General features: G+C 42.5%; 13 protein-coding genes. All 13 read left to right on the plus strand.

What is annotated here, in order from left to right; translation table 11 throughout:
• Positions 1-69 precede the first annotated feature (69 nt).
• The 13 genes from rpoC (at position 70) to rpsC (ending at position 12,741) form a co-directional block, all read left to right on the plus strand.
• Positions 70-4,263 (plus strand): DNA-directed RNA polymerase subunit beta', encoded by a 4,194-nt coding sequence (gene rpoC / locus METLU_RS0119870; protein ID WP_027159762.1) that lies wholly within the window; start codon positions 70-72, stop codon positions 4,261-4,263.
• Positions 4,264-4,447: 184 nt separating this feature from the next.
• Complete coding sequence (gene rpsL / locus METLU_RS0119875) at positions 4,448-4,822, plus strand: 30S ribosomal protein S12 (RefSeq protein WP_027159763.1); 375 nt, start codon at positions 4,448-4,450, stop codon at positions 4,820-4,822.
• 19 nt (positions 4,823-4,841) lie between these two features.
• Positions 4,842-5,312 carry a 30S ribosomal protein S7 gene (gene rpsG, locus METLU_RS0119880; protein ID WP_027159764.1) on the plus strand — a complete coding sequence of 157 codons (471 nt, stop codon included), beginning with the start codon at positions 4,842-4,844 and terminating at the stop codon, positions 5,310-5,312.
• 28 nt (positions 5,313-5,340) lie between these two features.
• Positions 5,341-7,437: an elongation factor G gene (gene fusA / locus METLU_RS0119885; protein ID WP_027159765.1), complete on the plus strand. Its 2,097-nt coding sequence runs from the start codon at positions 5,341-5,343 to the stop codon at positions 7,435-7,437.
• Between the two features lie 29 nt (positions 7,438-7,466).
• Positions 7,467-8,657 carry an elongation factor Tu gene (gene tuf, locus METLU_RS0119890; RefSeq protein WP_027159766.1) on the plus strand — a complete coding sequence of 397 codons (1,191 nt, stop codon included), beginning with the start codon at positions 7,467-7,469 and terminating at the stop codon, positions 8,655-8,657.
• Between the two features lie 5 nt (positions 8,658-8,662).
• On the plus strand, positions 8,663-8,974 hold the full coding sequence (gene rpsJ / locus METLU_RS0119895; protein ID WP_027159767.1) for a 30S ribosomal protein S10: 312 nt from the start codon (positions 8,663-8,665) through the stop codon (positions 8,972-8,974).
• A gap of 18 nt (positions 8,975-8,992) precedes the next feature.
• Positions 8,993-9,643 carry a 50S ribosomal protein L3 gene (gene rplC / locus METLU_RS0119900; RefSeq protein WP_027159768.1) on the plus strand — a complete coding sequence of 217 codons (651 nt, stop codon included), beginning with the start codon at positions 8,993-8,995 and terminating at the stop codon, positions 9,641-9,643.
• A gap of 3 nt (positions 9,644-9,646) precedes the next feature.
• A complete protein-coding gene (gene rplD, locus METLU_RS0119905) occupies positions 9,647-10,267 on the plus strand; it encodes a 50S ribosomal protein L4 (protein ID WP_027159769.1) in 621 nt (206 codons plus the stop codon).
• The gene (gene rplW / locus METLU_RS0119910) at positions 10,264-10,563 is read left to right on the plus strand and encodes a 50S ribosomal protein L23 (protein WP_027159770.1); all 300 of its coding nucleotides are present in this window, start codon (positions 10,264-10,266) and stop codon (positions 10,561-10,563) included. The genes rplD and rplW overlap by 4 nt, the downstream gene beginning before the upstream one ends.
• Positions 10,564-10,605: 42 nt before the next feature.
• Positions 10,606-11,433 (plus strand): 50S ribosomal protein L2, encoded by an 828-nt coding sequence (gene rplB, locus METLU_RS0119915; protein ID WP_027159771.1) that lies wholly within the window; start codon positions 10,606-10,608, stop codon positions 11,431-11,433.
• A gap of 12 nt (positions 11,434-11,445) precedes the next feature.
• A complete protein-coding gene (gene rpsS, locus METLU_RS27495) occupies positions 11,446-11,718 on the plus strand; it encodes a 30S ribosomal protein S19 (RefSeq protein WP_081679143.1) in 273 nt (90 codons plus the stop codon).
• Between the two features lie 6 nt (positions 11,719-11,724).
• Positions 11,725-12,060, plus strand: a complete 336-nt coding sequence (gene rplV / locus METLU_RS0119920; protein WP_027159772.1) for a 50S ribosomal protein L22 — start codon at positions 11,725-11,727, stop codon at positions 12,058-12,060.
• A 9-nt stretch (positions 12,061-12,069) separates the two neighbouring features.
• On the plus strand, positions 12,070-12,741 hold the full coding sequence (gene rpsC / locus METLU_RS0119925; RefSeq protein WP_027159773.1) for a 30S ribosomal protein S3: 672 nt from the start codon (positions 12,070-12,072) through the stop codon (positions 12,739-12,741).
• Positions 12,742-12,743: the final 2 nt, after the last annotated feature.

Below are 12,743 nucleotides of genomic sequence, written 5' to 3' on the forward strand. Positions count from 1 at the left end.
GAATAACTGATAGCCTATTCTGGAATACACCAGAAAGTATTTAAAGAGGACATACTCTTGAAAGATTTAATGAATTTCTTAAAGCGTCAAGGCCGTACCGATGATTTTGATGCGATTCGTATTGGTTTAGCGTCGCCGGATATGATCCGCTCCTGGTCGTATGGCGAAGTAAAAAAGCCGGAAACGATCAATTATCGTACGTTTAAACCCGAGCGGGACGGTTTATTTTGCGCAAAAATTTTTGGTCCTGTCAGTGACTATGAATGTTTATGCGGAAAATATAAAAGACTTAAGCATCGCGGCGTTATTTGCGAAAAATGTGGTGTTGAGGTTACGCTGTCAAAAGTTCGTCGTGAAAGAATGGGGCATATCGATTTAGCTAGCCCGGTTGCACATATCTGGTTTTTAAAATCGCTGCCGTCCAGAATAGCGTTGTTATTAGATATGACTTTGCGCGAAATTGAGCGCGTGTTGTATTTTGAATCCTTTGTTGTTTTAGATCCAGGCATGACGCCTTTAGAGAAAGGGCAATTGCTCACCGATGACGAGTATCTGGATGCTGTTGAACTGCACGGTGATGATTTTGTCGCTAAAATGGGTGCTGAAGCAATCTATGATTTGTTAAAGGCAATTGATTTGAAGGAAGAAGTTAATATTCTTCGCGAAGAAATTAACTCGACAAATTCTGAGACGAAAATCAAAAAATACTCTAAACGCCTTAAAGTAATAGACGCATTATTAAGCTCAAGCAACCGTCCTGAATGGATGATTATGCAGGTACTGCCTGTATTGCCACCGGAATTGCGTCCTTTGGTGCCTCTAGATGGTGGTCGTTTCGCTACGTCAGATTTAAATGACTTATATCGCCGTGTTATTAATAGAAACAATCGTTTAAACCGATTATTAGACTTAAACGCGCCGGATATTATCGTTCGTAACGAAAAACGGATGTTACAAGAATCTGTTGATGCTTTATTAGATAATGGTCGTCGCGGTCGTGCTATTACTGGTACGAACAGAAGACCTCTTAAATCATTGGCAGATATGATTAAAGGCAAGCAGGGACGTTTTCGTCAAAACTTGCTGGGTAAACGTGTTGATTACTCAGGACGTTCAGTAATTGTCGTTGGGCCAACGCTAAGATTGCACCAATGTGGATTGCCGAAAAAGATGGCATTGGAGTTATTCAAACCATTCATATTCAGCAAATTACAGTTCAGAGGCCTTGCTACAACCATTAAAGCCGCTAAGAAAATGGTTGAGCGAGAAGGTACGGAAGTTTGGGATATTCTTGAAGAAGTTATTCGTGAACATCCGATTCTATTGAATCGCGCCCCTACACTACACAGGCTTGGGATTCAGGCGTTTGAACCTATTTTGATTGAAGGTAAGGCAATACAGTTGCATCCCCTAGTCTGTAGCGCCTTTAATGCTGACTTTGACGGCGACCAAATGGCCGTGCATATCCCCTTGTCGGTGGAAGCTCAGTTGGAAGCTCGAACATTAATGATGGCGACAAATAACATATTGTCACCAGCTAACGGCGAGCCGGTCATTAACCCGTCTCAGGACGTGGTGTTGGGTTTGTACTATATTAGCCGTGAAAAAATCAATGCAAAAGGTGATGGCAGCATATTTGGGAGTGTCGGTGAAATTCATAAGGCTCTGCTAGCAAAAACAGTTGAATTACAGTCTAAAATTCAATTACGCATCACAGAGAAGGTCGAAAATGAGAAAGGCGAAGTTGAAGAAAAAACTCGCCGTGTTGAGACAACTGTAGGTCGCGCTTTAATCTGGGAAATAGTCCCGGATCGTATGCCTTATGAGTTGGTTAATTGTGATATGACGAAGAAAAACATATCACGACTGGTCAACTATAGTTACCGTTTTTTAGGTAATAAAGACACGGTTGTGCTCGCTGACCAGCTCATGTATTTGGGTTTTAGGTATGCAACGATCTCAGGCGTATCCTTTGGTATTGAGGATATGGCGATACCGGCTAAAAAAGTCGATATTATTAAAATTGCTGATTCTGAAGTAAATGAAATTCAAAGCCAGTATTCTTCCGGCTTAGTAACCGACGGTGAGCGCTACAACAAGGTTGTTGATATTTGGTCTCGCGCTAATGATCAAGTTGCTAAGGTAATGATGGATGGATTAGGTGAAGAATCCGTTATCGATGCTGAAGGTAAGACTGTAAAACAAAAATCATTCAATTCCATCTTTATGATGGCGGAGTCCGGCGCTAGAGGTTCTGCTGCACAGATTAGGCAGCTAGCAGGTATGCGTGGATTGATGGCTAAACCCGATGGGTCAATTATTGAAACTCCTATTACGGCCAACTTCAGAGAAGGTCTGGACGTATTGCAGTACTTTATTTCTACTCATGGTGCTCGTAAAGGTCTGGCTGATACGGCGCTAAAAACTGCAAACTCAGGATATTTAACACGCAGATTAGTGGATGTGGCTCAGGATCTAGTTATTACCGGTGATGATTGTGGCACTTCTGATGGATTGATCATGACTCCTATTATTGAAGGGGGTGATGTTGTTGAGCCATTATCAGAGCGGGTGTTAGGTCGAGTTGTCGTCAATGATGTTATGGATGCCAGCGGCGACAAAGTCGTGGTGCCTAAAGGTACATTATTGGATGAACACTGGGTTTCTATTCTCGAAGATCATAGTATTGATCAGGTTCTGGTGCGGTCAATTATTACTTGTGAAAACAGGTACGGAGTTTGTGCAGCTTGTTATGGGCGCGACTTAGGTCGTGGTCATTTGGTCAATATTGGAGAGGCGGTGGGGGTTATTGCCGCGCAGTCGATTGGTGAGCCTGGAACTCAGTTGACCATGCGTACTTTCCATATCGGTGGGGCAGCATCTAGATCTGCAGCCATCAGTAATGTTCAGGTTAAATCAGCTGGTACGGTTCGCCTAAGCAATTTGAAATCAGTGGTTAACCGAGAAGGCAATTTGGTCGCTGTATCGAGATCGGGCGAAGTGGGTGTTGTTGATGATTATGGCCGTGAAAGAGAGCGATATAAAATTCCTTATGGTGCGGTCCTTTCAATACAAGAAGGTAGCAGAATAAATGCTGGTGACATAATTGTTACGTGGGATCCTCATACGCATCCAGTCATTACCGAAGTTGATGGTGTTGTAGGCTTAATCGATTTCGTTGATGGTGTGACCGTACAAAAACAATCTGATGAAGTAACCGGTCTGAGTTCGCTTGTAGTTACAGATCCTAAACAAAGAGGTGGTGCTGGTAAAGAATTACGTCCAATGGTGAAGTTGCTGGATGAAAATGGAAATGCGATCTTTTTGCCAGGTACTGAAATTCCAGCGCAATATTTCTTGCCTGCAGGAGCAATCGTCGGTATCAAAGATGGCGGCGAAGTAAAAGTTGGTGACGTTTTAGCTAGGATTCCACAGGAATCCAGTAAAACTAGAGATATTACCGGTGGTTTGCCTCGTGTGGCCGACTTGTTTGAGGCGCGTAAAACGAAAGACCCGGCAATTCTTGCAGAGACTAGTGGCACTATCTCGTTTGGGAAGGAAACAAAAGGCAAGCAGCGTGTCATTATTACTGATGCCGCTGGTGAGCAGTATGAAACTCTAATACCAAAATGGCGCCACATCACAGTTTTCGAAGGTGAATATGTTGAAAAAGGTGAGACAATTGCTGAAGGTGAATTAACGCCTCATGACATCTTGAGATTAAGAGGCATTGAAGAGTTGGCCAACTACCTGGTCAAGGAAATTCAGGATGTCTATCGCTTACAAGGTGTGAAAATTAACGATAAACATATTGAAGCTATTATTAGGCAAATGCTTAGAAAGGTAGAGATAACGGCATCAGGTGATACCGAATTCTTGAAAGGTGATCAAGTTGAGCGTGCTGTTCTAAGAGAAGTGAATGATAAAATGGAAGCTGAAGGAAAAATTCCAGCTAGCTATGAATCGGTATTACTAGGTATTACTAAAGCTTCATTAGCTACAGAATCCTTTATTTCCGCGGCTTCTTTCCAAGAAACAACTCGTGTCTTGACTGATGCGGCTGTTCGCGGACTGAGTGATAACCTTCAAGGCTTAAAGGAAAATGTCATTGTTGGAAGATTAATTCCAGCAGGAACGGGTCTTGCTTATCATGAAAATAGAAAAAATAGGCTTGCTCAGCACGAGGTAGTCGAAAGCGAAGCAGCTTCTATGGTAGATGCTGGGGATGTGGAAGAGGCTCTTAAACAAGCTTTAAATATTTAATAATGTAGTAAAAATCATTAGTAAAATGAGCTTGACCTGCCTTATATTAGCAAGTATTATATTCTGCTCACATGAGCTAACTGCTTGAGTCAGGTCGAAATGTTAATTAACCGTCGACATTTTTTATGTTCGACGGTTATTTTTATTGTCTGACAGTTAATTGTATATCGGAGTAAACAAAGATATGGCCACGATCAACCAATTGGTTCGTAAGCCGCGCGCTAAAAAAGTAGAAAAAAGCAATGTTCCTGCATTGGAAGCATGTCCTCAGCGTAGAGGAGTGTGCACGCGTGTTTATACCACAACCCCTAAAAAACCAAACTCGGCGTTGCGTAAAGTGGCTAGGGTTAGACTGACTAACGGATCTGAAGTTAGCAGTTACATCGGAGGTGAGGGACATAATCTTCAGGAGCACTCAGTGGTCTTGATAAGAGGCGGTCGTGTTAAGGATTTGCCCGGTGTTAGATATCATGTTGTTCGTGGTAGTTTGGATACTTCTGGTGTGACCAATAGAAAGTGTGGTCGCTCCAAATATGGCACTAAACGGCCTAAAAAATAAACGTTGGTTGGTGAGATAAATGTCTAGAAGAAGAGTCGCTACGAAAAGAGAGATTATTCCAGATCCAAGATTTAGCAGTGTTATGCTGACTAAATTCATGAATATGATTATGGAGAGTGGCAAGAAATCAGTTGCAGAAGGGATTGTCTATGGTGCTTTGGATGTGATCGAAAGCAAAGGGCATTCCGAGCCATTAGAGGTGCTGTCAAAAGCGCTTGAAAATGTACAGCCTCGGGTTGAGGTTAAATCTCGTCGTGTTGGTGGCGCTACATACCAAGTGCCTGTTGAAGTGCGTCCATCAAGACGTATGGCTTTGGCTATGCGTTGGCTAATTGATGCGTCCCGTAAAAGAAATGAAAGAAGCATGTCTGCCAAGCTTGCTGGCGAATTGTTGGATGCCTTTGAAAGCAGAGGGGCGGCAGCTAAGAAACGTGAAGACACGCACAGAATGGCAGAAGCAAACAAAGCTTTCTCTCATTATCGCTGGTAATAAGCAAACTAGTTAAGGTTGTATAGTTGTGGCGCGCAAGACACCTATAGATCGTTATCGTAATATCGGCATTATGGCTCATATAGATGCTGGTAAAACAACGACTACGGAGCGTGTGCTGTACTATACCGGTGTATCTCACAAGATAGGTGAAGTACATGACGGTGCTGCTACCATGGATTGGATGGAACAGGAGCAGGAGCGGGGTATAACAATCACTTCTGCTGCTACAACCTGCTTCTGGAGCGGTATGGAAAATCAGTTTCCACAGCACCGAATTAATATTATTGATACACCAGGCCACGTTGACTTTACTATTGAAGTAGAGCGATCCTTGCGTGTTTTAGATGGGGCATGTGCTGTTTTTTGTGCTGTAGGTGGTGTTGAGCCGCAGTCTGAGACAGTTTGGCGTCAAGCTAATAAGTATAATGTGCCTCGGTTGGCCTTTGTTAATAAGATGGACCGTTCAGGCGCTGATTTTCTACGAGTAATCGAGCAAATCAAAAATCGCTTAGGCAGCAATCCCGTGCCTATGCAATTGCCAATCGGAGCTGAAGATGCTTTTGAAGGGGTTGTTGATCTCGTCAAAATGAAAGCAATATATTGGGACGAAGCCAATATGGGTATGACCTTTCAGGAAAAGGATATCCCAGCTGATATGCAGGAGCTCTGTGAAGAGTGGAGAGAGCATATGATTGAAGCAGCTGCAGAAGCTAACGAAGAATTAATGGAAAAATACCTTGAAGAAGGTGTTTTAACAAACGAACAAATTAAACAAGGCATACGTGTACAAACTATAGCCAATCAGGTTGTGCCAGCATTTTGTGGTTCTGCCTTTAAAAATAAAGGTGTGCAGGCCATGTTAGATGCAGTTGTTGAATACATGCCAGCGCCAACAGATGTTCAGGCAATAAAAGGATTGCTTGAAGATGAAATAACTGAGGCAGATCGCCCAGCCAGTGATGATGCACCTTTTGCCGCATTAGCTTTTAAAATAGCGGCCGACCCATTTGTTGGGGCATTGACTTTTTTCAGGGTTTATTCCGGTGTATTGAATTCCGGAGATAGTGTTTATAACTCAGTTAAAATGAAAAAAGAACGAATTGGACGCATTGTGCAAATGCATGCCAATAGCCGTGAAGAAGTAAAGGAAGTCTGTGCAGGTGATATAGCTGCGGCCATCGGTCTGAAAGATGTTACCACAGGCGATACTCTATGCGATCTAAAGGAAAAAATTGTTCTTGAGCGCATGGAGTTTCCAGATCCAGTGATCTCGGTTGCGGTAGAGCCCAAAACAAAAGCCGATCAGGAAAAGATGGGTGTTGCGCTAGGCAAATTAGCTCAAGAGGATCCATCGTTTCGAGTGCATACTGATGAAGAGTCGGGGCAAACAATTATCTCAGGCATGGGCGAACTCCACCTGGAGATTATTGTTGATCGAATGAAGAGGGAATTTAATGTCGAAGCTAATGTAGGCGCTCCTCAGGTTGCATATCGGGAAACAATCCGTAGCACTGTAGAACAGGAAGGCAAATTTGTAAGGCAATCAGGCGGTAGAGGGCAGTATGGCCATGTCTGGTTGCGTATTGAGCCAAAAGAAATTGGTTCAGGCTATGAATTCGTTAACGAAATTGTTGGTGGAGTTGTTCCTAAGGAATACATTCCTGCGGTAGATAAGGGTGTACAAGAACAGTTGAAAAGTGGCGTTCTTGCTGGTTTCCCTGTTGTTGATGTAAAGGTGTCTTTATTTGATGGTTCGTATCATGATGTCGATTCGAACGAAATAGCTTTCAAAATTGCTGGTTCAATGTGTTTTAGAGAAGGGGCGCGAAAAGCAAATCCTGTGTTGCTTGAGCCGATAATGAAAGTTGAGGTTGTTACCCCTGAAGAGTATATGGGTGACGTTGTCGGTGATATCAATAGACGTCGAGGGGTGATCCAAGGCATGGAAGATACTCCATCAGGTAAAACAGTTAGTTGCGAAGTGCCATTAGCAGAAATGTTTGGATATGCAACTGATTTGCGTTCAGCAACGCAGGGGCGGGCTACATACAGTATGCAGTTTGAAAAATACAATGAAGCGCCTGCAAATATTGCGGAAGCGATTATTAAAAAATCTTCATAAAATTGAATATAACATAAAGGTATTAACTCATGGCTAAAGAAAAATTTACACGTAGTAAGCCACACGTAAACGTAGGCACCATCGGTCACGTTGACCATGGCAAAACGACACTGACAGCCGCATTGACTAAAGTAATGGCTGAACTGCAAGGTGGGGAAGCCAAAGCCTTTGATCAAATTGATAATGCACCTGAAGAAAGAGCGCGCGGTATTACTATCGCCACTTCGCACGTAGAATATGAATCAGCAACACGTCACTATGCGCACGTGGACTGCCCAGGCCATGCTGACTATGTAAAAAACATGATTACCGGTGCAGCGCAGATGGATGGCGCTATTCTGGTTTGTTCGGCTGCGGACGGTCCAATGCCGCAAACAAGAGAGCACATTCTGTTGTCCAGACAGGTTGGTGTGCCTTACATCGTGGTCTTTCTGAATAAAGCGGATATGGTCGATGACGCGGAATTGATCGAACTGGTTGAAATGGAAATTCGGGAATTGTTGGATATGTATGAATTCCCCGGAGACGAAACGCCAATTATTGTCGGTTCAGCGTTAAAAGCGTTGGAGGGTGACACCAGCGATATTGGTGTGCCGTCTGTGGTCAGGCTGGTAGAAGCGTTGGATAGCTACATTCCTGAGCCCGAAAGAGCAGTTGATGGGGCATTCCTGATGCCAATCGAAGATGTGTTCTCAATCTCAGGCCGTGGTACGGTAGTAACCGGTCGTGTTGAGCGCGGTATTATCAAAGTTGGCCAGGAAGTTGAGATTGTCGGTATTCGGCCTACTGTAGTCACTACTTGTACCGGTGTTGAGATGTTCCGCAAACTGCTGGATCAAGGGCAGGCGGGTGATAACGTTGGCGTGCTGTTGAGAGGTACCAAAAGAGACGAAGTTGAGCGCGGTCAAGTATTGGCGCATAAAGGCACTATCAAGCCACATTCGTACTTTAAATCAGAAATCTACGTCTTGTCGAAGGATGAAGGTGGTCGTCATACGCCATTCTTTAATGGTTACCGTCCTCAGTTTTATTTCAGAACTACCGACGTGACTGGTGCGGTAACTTTGCCGGAAGGTGTGGAAATGGTCATGCCTGGCGATAATATTGCCGTAGAAGTCAAGCTGATTTCACCGATCGCAATGGAAGAAGGCTTGCGTTTTGCCATTCGCGAAGGCGGTCGTACCGTCGGTGCAGGCGTTGTTTCATCAATTATTGAGTAATATATATGTCTAACCAAACTATCAGAATCCGTTTGAAATCATTCGATCATAAATTGATAGATCAATCGGCTAGTGAGATAGTAGAAACTGCAAAGAGAACAGGTGCCCAAATAAAGGGTCCTATTCCTTTGCCTACTAAAAAAGAGCGTTTTACGATTTTGATCTCTCCGCATGTAAATAAAGATGCAAGAGACCAGTATGAATTAAGAACATACAAAAGATTACTGGATATCGTTGAGCCAACTGAAAAAACAGTGGATGCACTGATGAAACTGGATCTTGCAGCTGGCGTTGACGTTCAAATAAAGTTGAATTAAAAGTAGAGGAATTGGCAGATGTCAATAGGTCTTATAGGTCGTAAATGTGGTATGACCAGAGTTTTTTGTGAAGATGGTTCATCAGTACCTGTTACTGTTATCCAGATTGACTCAAACAGAGTCACTCAGGTTAAAAGTCCTGAGGTAGATGGTTATCGGTCGATTCAAGTATCGGCGGGCGATAAAAAATCTTCAAGAGTCAATAAAGCAATGGCTGGTCATTATGCAGCGGCTAATGTGACAGCGGGTCGAGGTCTTTGGGAATTTAGACTCGAAGATGGTGAAGGCGAAGGCTTATCTGCCGGTTCCGAATTATCGTTGGATATATTTTCTGAAGGTCAAATTGTTGATGTTCAGGGCAAAAGCATCGGTAAAGGCTTTGCTGGTGGCGTAAAACGTCATAATTTTAGTATGCAAGATGCTACCCATGGTAACTCGCGCTCACATAGGGTGTTGGGTTCTATAGGTATGAATCAAACGCCTGGCCGTGTATTTAAAGGTAAAAAAATGGAGGGTCATATGGGAGCTGAAAAAGTTACAGTTCAGAACCTGACTATTCATTCAATTGATACAGCAAGAAATTTAATCTTGGTAAAAGGCGCTGTGCCTGGTGCTAAGGGTGGCGATGTAGTTATTACACCCGCAATGAAAATGCGAAATAAAGGTTAAGCCATGAGTATGCAAATACCTGCTATAAACGAAAAAGACTCTGCCGGAAAAGTAGAAGTAGCGGAAGCGGTTTTTGGACAGTCTTTTAATGAAACATTGGTTCATCAGTTAGTAACCAGATATTTGGCGGGAGCCCGTGCTGGTACTAAAGCACAGAAAACACGTTCCGATGTCAGTGGTGGTGGTACAAAACCATGGCGACAAAAAGGGACAGGTCGTGCTAGATCTGGTACAATGCGTAGCCCTATTTGGCGAACAGGTGGTGTTACTTTTGCAGCAAGGCCTAGATCTTACGAGCAGAAGCTCAACAAGAAAATGTTTAGAGTTGGGATCCGATCTATTTTGTCTGAACTATTAAGACAAGATCGTTTGGTTGTTAGTAATGACATCTTACCTAAAACTACAAAAACCAAAGAGTTGGCAGAAAAGCTGAAAAATGTTGACGCTAAACGAATTTTGATTGTTGTTGATAGCGTGGATGAAAATTTGGCGCTGGCATCTAGAAACATTCCTTATGTTGAAGTGGTCGAATCGATTAATTTGAGCCCCGTTCTATTGGTTTCGGCTGATAAGGTTATTGCCACGCCAGCTGCGTTGAAACAAATAGAGGAGCGCTTAGCATGAGTTTAAATAAATACCATCTGGCAAGTGTGCTTCAGGCTCCAGTAATATCTGAGAAAAGCACTATTGCCGCTGAAAAAAATAAAAGATTTGTTTTTAAAGTGCAAAAAGTTGCAACTAAAAAGCAAGTCAAAGATGCAGTAGAAATTATGTTTAATGTTGAAGTTGACTCAGTTCAAGTTTTAAACGTTAAAGGCAAACAGAAAAGATTTGGCCGTTCATTAGGACAGAGGTCTGATTGGAAAAAAGCTTATGTTAAGCTTAAGCCAGGTCATGATATAGATTTCTCTGCTGCTTAATTTAATTAAAGTAATGAAGATCAATAGGAAACGGTAGAAAGCATGGCGATTGTAAAGTCAAAACCGACGTCACCGGGTTCACGGTTTGTAGTGCGTATTAAGAACGACGAATTACATAAAGGCAAACCATTTGCGCCTTTGCTGAGTAAAAATAGCAAAAGTGGCGGTCGTAATAATAAAGGGCGTATAACAACACGTCATGTAGGTGGTGGTCATAAACAACACTACCGTATTATTGATTTTAAAAGGAATAAAACAGATATTCCTGCTGTTGTTGAGCGTCTAGAGTATGATCCAAACAGAACAGCAAATATTGCTCTAGTTTTGTTTAAGGATGGCGAGCGTAGATACATTATCGCGCCTAAAGGCCTTGAAGTTGGGCAGGAAATACTTTCTTCTGAGACTGCTGCTGTTAAGCCGGGAAACTGTATGCCATTGAGAAATATACCAATGGGTACAACAGTCCACTGTGTGGAATTAAAGCCTGGTAAAGGTGCTCAAATAGCTAGAAGTGCCGGAACATCAGTCCAGTTAGTGGCTAGAGATGGCATTCATGCAACAATTAGATTGCGTTCAGGCGAAATGCGTAAAGTTATGGCTGATTGTCGGGCTGTAATTGGTGAAGTATCGAATTCCGAACATAACTTAGCTTCACTTGGAAAAGCAGGTGCTTCCAGATGGCGAGGAGTTCGTCCTACTGTTCGTGGTGTTGCCATGAACCCTGTAGACCATCCGCATGGTGGTGGTGAAGGTCGTACCTCTGGTGGTAGACATCCGGTATCTCCTTGGGGTATGCCAACCAAGGGATATAAAACGAGAAAAAACAAACGTACTGATAATATGATTGTCAGACGACGTAAGCAGAAATAGAGAGGAATTAGCGTGCCGCGTTCAATTAAAAAAGGTCCTTTTATTGATCATCATCTACTTAAAAAAGTTGAAGATGCTGTAAGTAGCAATAATCGGAAACCGATTAAAACATGGTCAAGAAGATCAATGATTATTCCAGATATGCTGGGCTTAACTATTGCAATCCATAATGGGCGGCTGCACATTCCAGTTCTCATTTCAGAGAATATGGTCGGACATAAATTAGGTGAGTTTGCGCCAACTCGTACTTACAAAGGCCATGTGGCTGATAAGAAATCTAGGTAGGTTGTGATGGAAATTTCAGCAAGATTAAGTAATGCGCCTTTATCTGCGCAAAAAGCTCGCTTAGTAGGTGATCAAATTCGCGGTATGCCGGTTGAAAAAGCTCTGAATACTTTAAAGTTCAGTTCAAAAAAAGGTGCGGCGATTGTCAAAAAAGTTTTGGAGTCTGCCATAGCTAATGCAGAGCATAATGAGAGTGCAGATATTGATGAATTAAGAGTGTCTACCGTTTATGTAAATGAAGGGCCGACAATGAAAAGATTTAAGGCAAGAGCTAAAGGACGTGCAAATCATATCCTTAAAAGAACCTGCCATATTACGATTAAAGTCGCAGAGAACGAGTAGAGGCTAAAAATGGGTCAAAAAGTACATCCAACAGGCATACGCCTTGGTATTGTTAAAGATTGGAATTCAAGATGGTACGCAAATAGCCAGGACTATTCTGTTTTCCTGCATCAAGATCTAACGGTTCGGGACTTTATCAAGAAAAAACTAGCTCATGCTTCTGTAAGTCGAATTCAAATTAATCGTCCCGCAAATAATGCTCATATTACCGTTCACACTGCACGTCCAGGCATTGTTATTGGTAAAAAGGGAGAGGATATTGATGTTCTGAGACAAGAGATATCTCAGATGATAGGTATTCCTGTTCAACTTAATGTTGAAGAGATTAGAAAACCTGAATTAGACGCGCAATTAGTAGCAGAAAGTATTGCTCAGCAATTAGAAAAACGCATCATGTATCGTAGAGCAATGAAGCGTGCGGTAACCAATACTATGCGTTTAGGTGCTGAAGGTATAAAAATTAATGTTGGTGGTCGTTTAAATGGTGCTGAAATTGCCAGAAGCGAATGGTATAGAGAGGGGCGAGTACCTTTGCATACCTTAAGAGCAGATATTGATTATGCTACTGCGGAAGCAAATACTACCTATGGAATTATCGGCATTAAAGTGTGGATTTTTAAAGGTGAAGTATTTGATATGGATGCGCATATTGCTTCTATTAATTCAGAATCTAAAAAATAGTT

The organism is Methylobacter luteus IMV-B-3098 (assembly GCF_000427625.1).
GTDB lineage: Bacteria > Pseudomonadota > Gammaproteobacteria > Methylococcales > Methylomonadaceae > Methylobacter > Methylobacter luteus.

Coding starts and splice junctions, on each gene's coding strand:
- rplD (WP_027159769.1), top strand. CDS start 9,647: ATGAGTATGCAAATACCTGCTATAAACGAAAAAGACTCTGCCGGAAAA.
- rplV (WP_027159772.1), top strand. CDS start 11,725: ATGGAAATTTCAGCAAGATTAAGTAATGCGCCTTTATCTGCGCAAAAA.
- rplC (WP_027159768.1), top strand. CDS start 8,993: ATGTCAATAGGTCTTATAGGTCGTAAATGTGGTATGACCAGAGTTTTT.
- rpsG (WP_027159764.1), top strand. CDS start 4,842: ATGTCTAGAAGAAGAGTCGCTACGAAAAGAGAGATTATTCCAGATCCA.
- rplB (WP_027159771.1), top strand. CDS start 10,606: ATGGCGATTGTAAAGTCAAAACCGACGTCACCGGGTTCACGGTTTGTA.
- rpsJ (WP_027159767.1), top strand. CDS start 8,663: ATGTCTAACCAAACTATCAGAATCCGTTTGAAATCATTCGATCATAAA.
- tuf (WP_027159766.1), top strand. CDS start 7,467: ATGGCTAAAGAAAAATTTACACGTAGTAAGCCACACGTAAACGTAGGC.
- rplW (WP_027159770.1), top strand. CDS start 10,264: ATGAGTTTAAATAAATACCATCTGGCAAGTGTGCTTCAGGCTCCAGTA.
- rpsC (WP_027159773.1), top strand. CDS start 12,070: ATGGGTCAAAAAGTACATCCAACAGGCATACGCCTTGGTATTGTTAAA.
- rpoC (WP_027159762.1), top strand. CDS start 70: ATGAATTTCTTAAAGCGTCAAGGCCGTACCGATGATTTTGATGCGATT.
- rpsL (WP_027159763.1), top strand. CDS start 4,448: ATGGCCACGATCAACCAATTGGTTCGTAAGCCGCGCGCTAAAAAAGTA.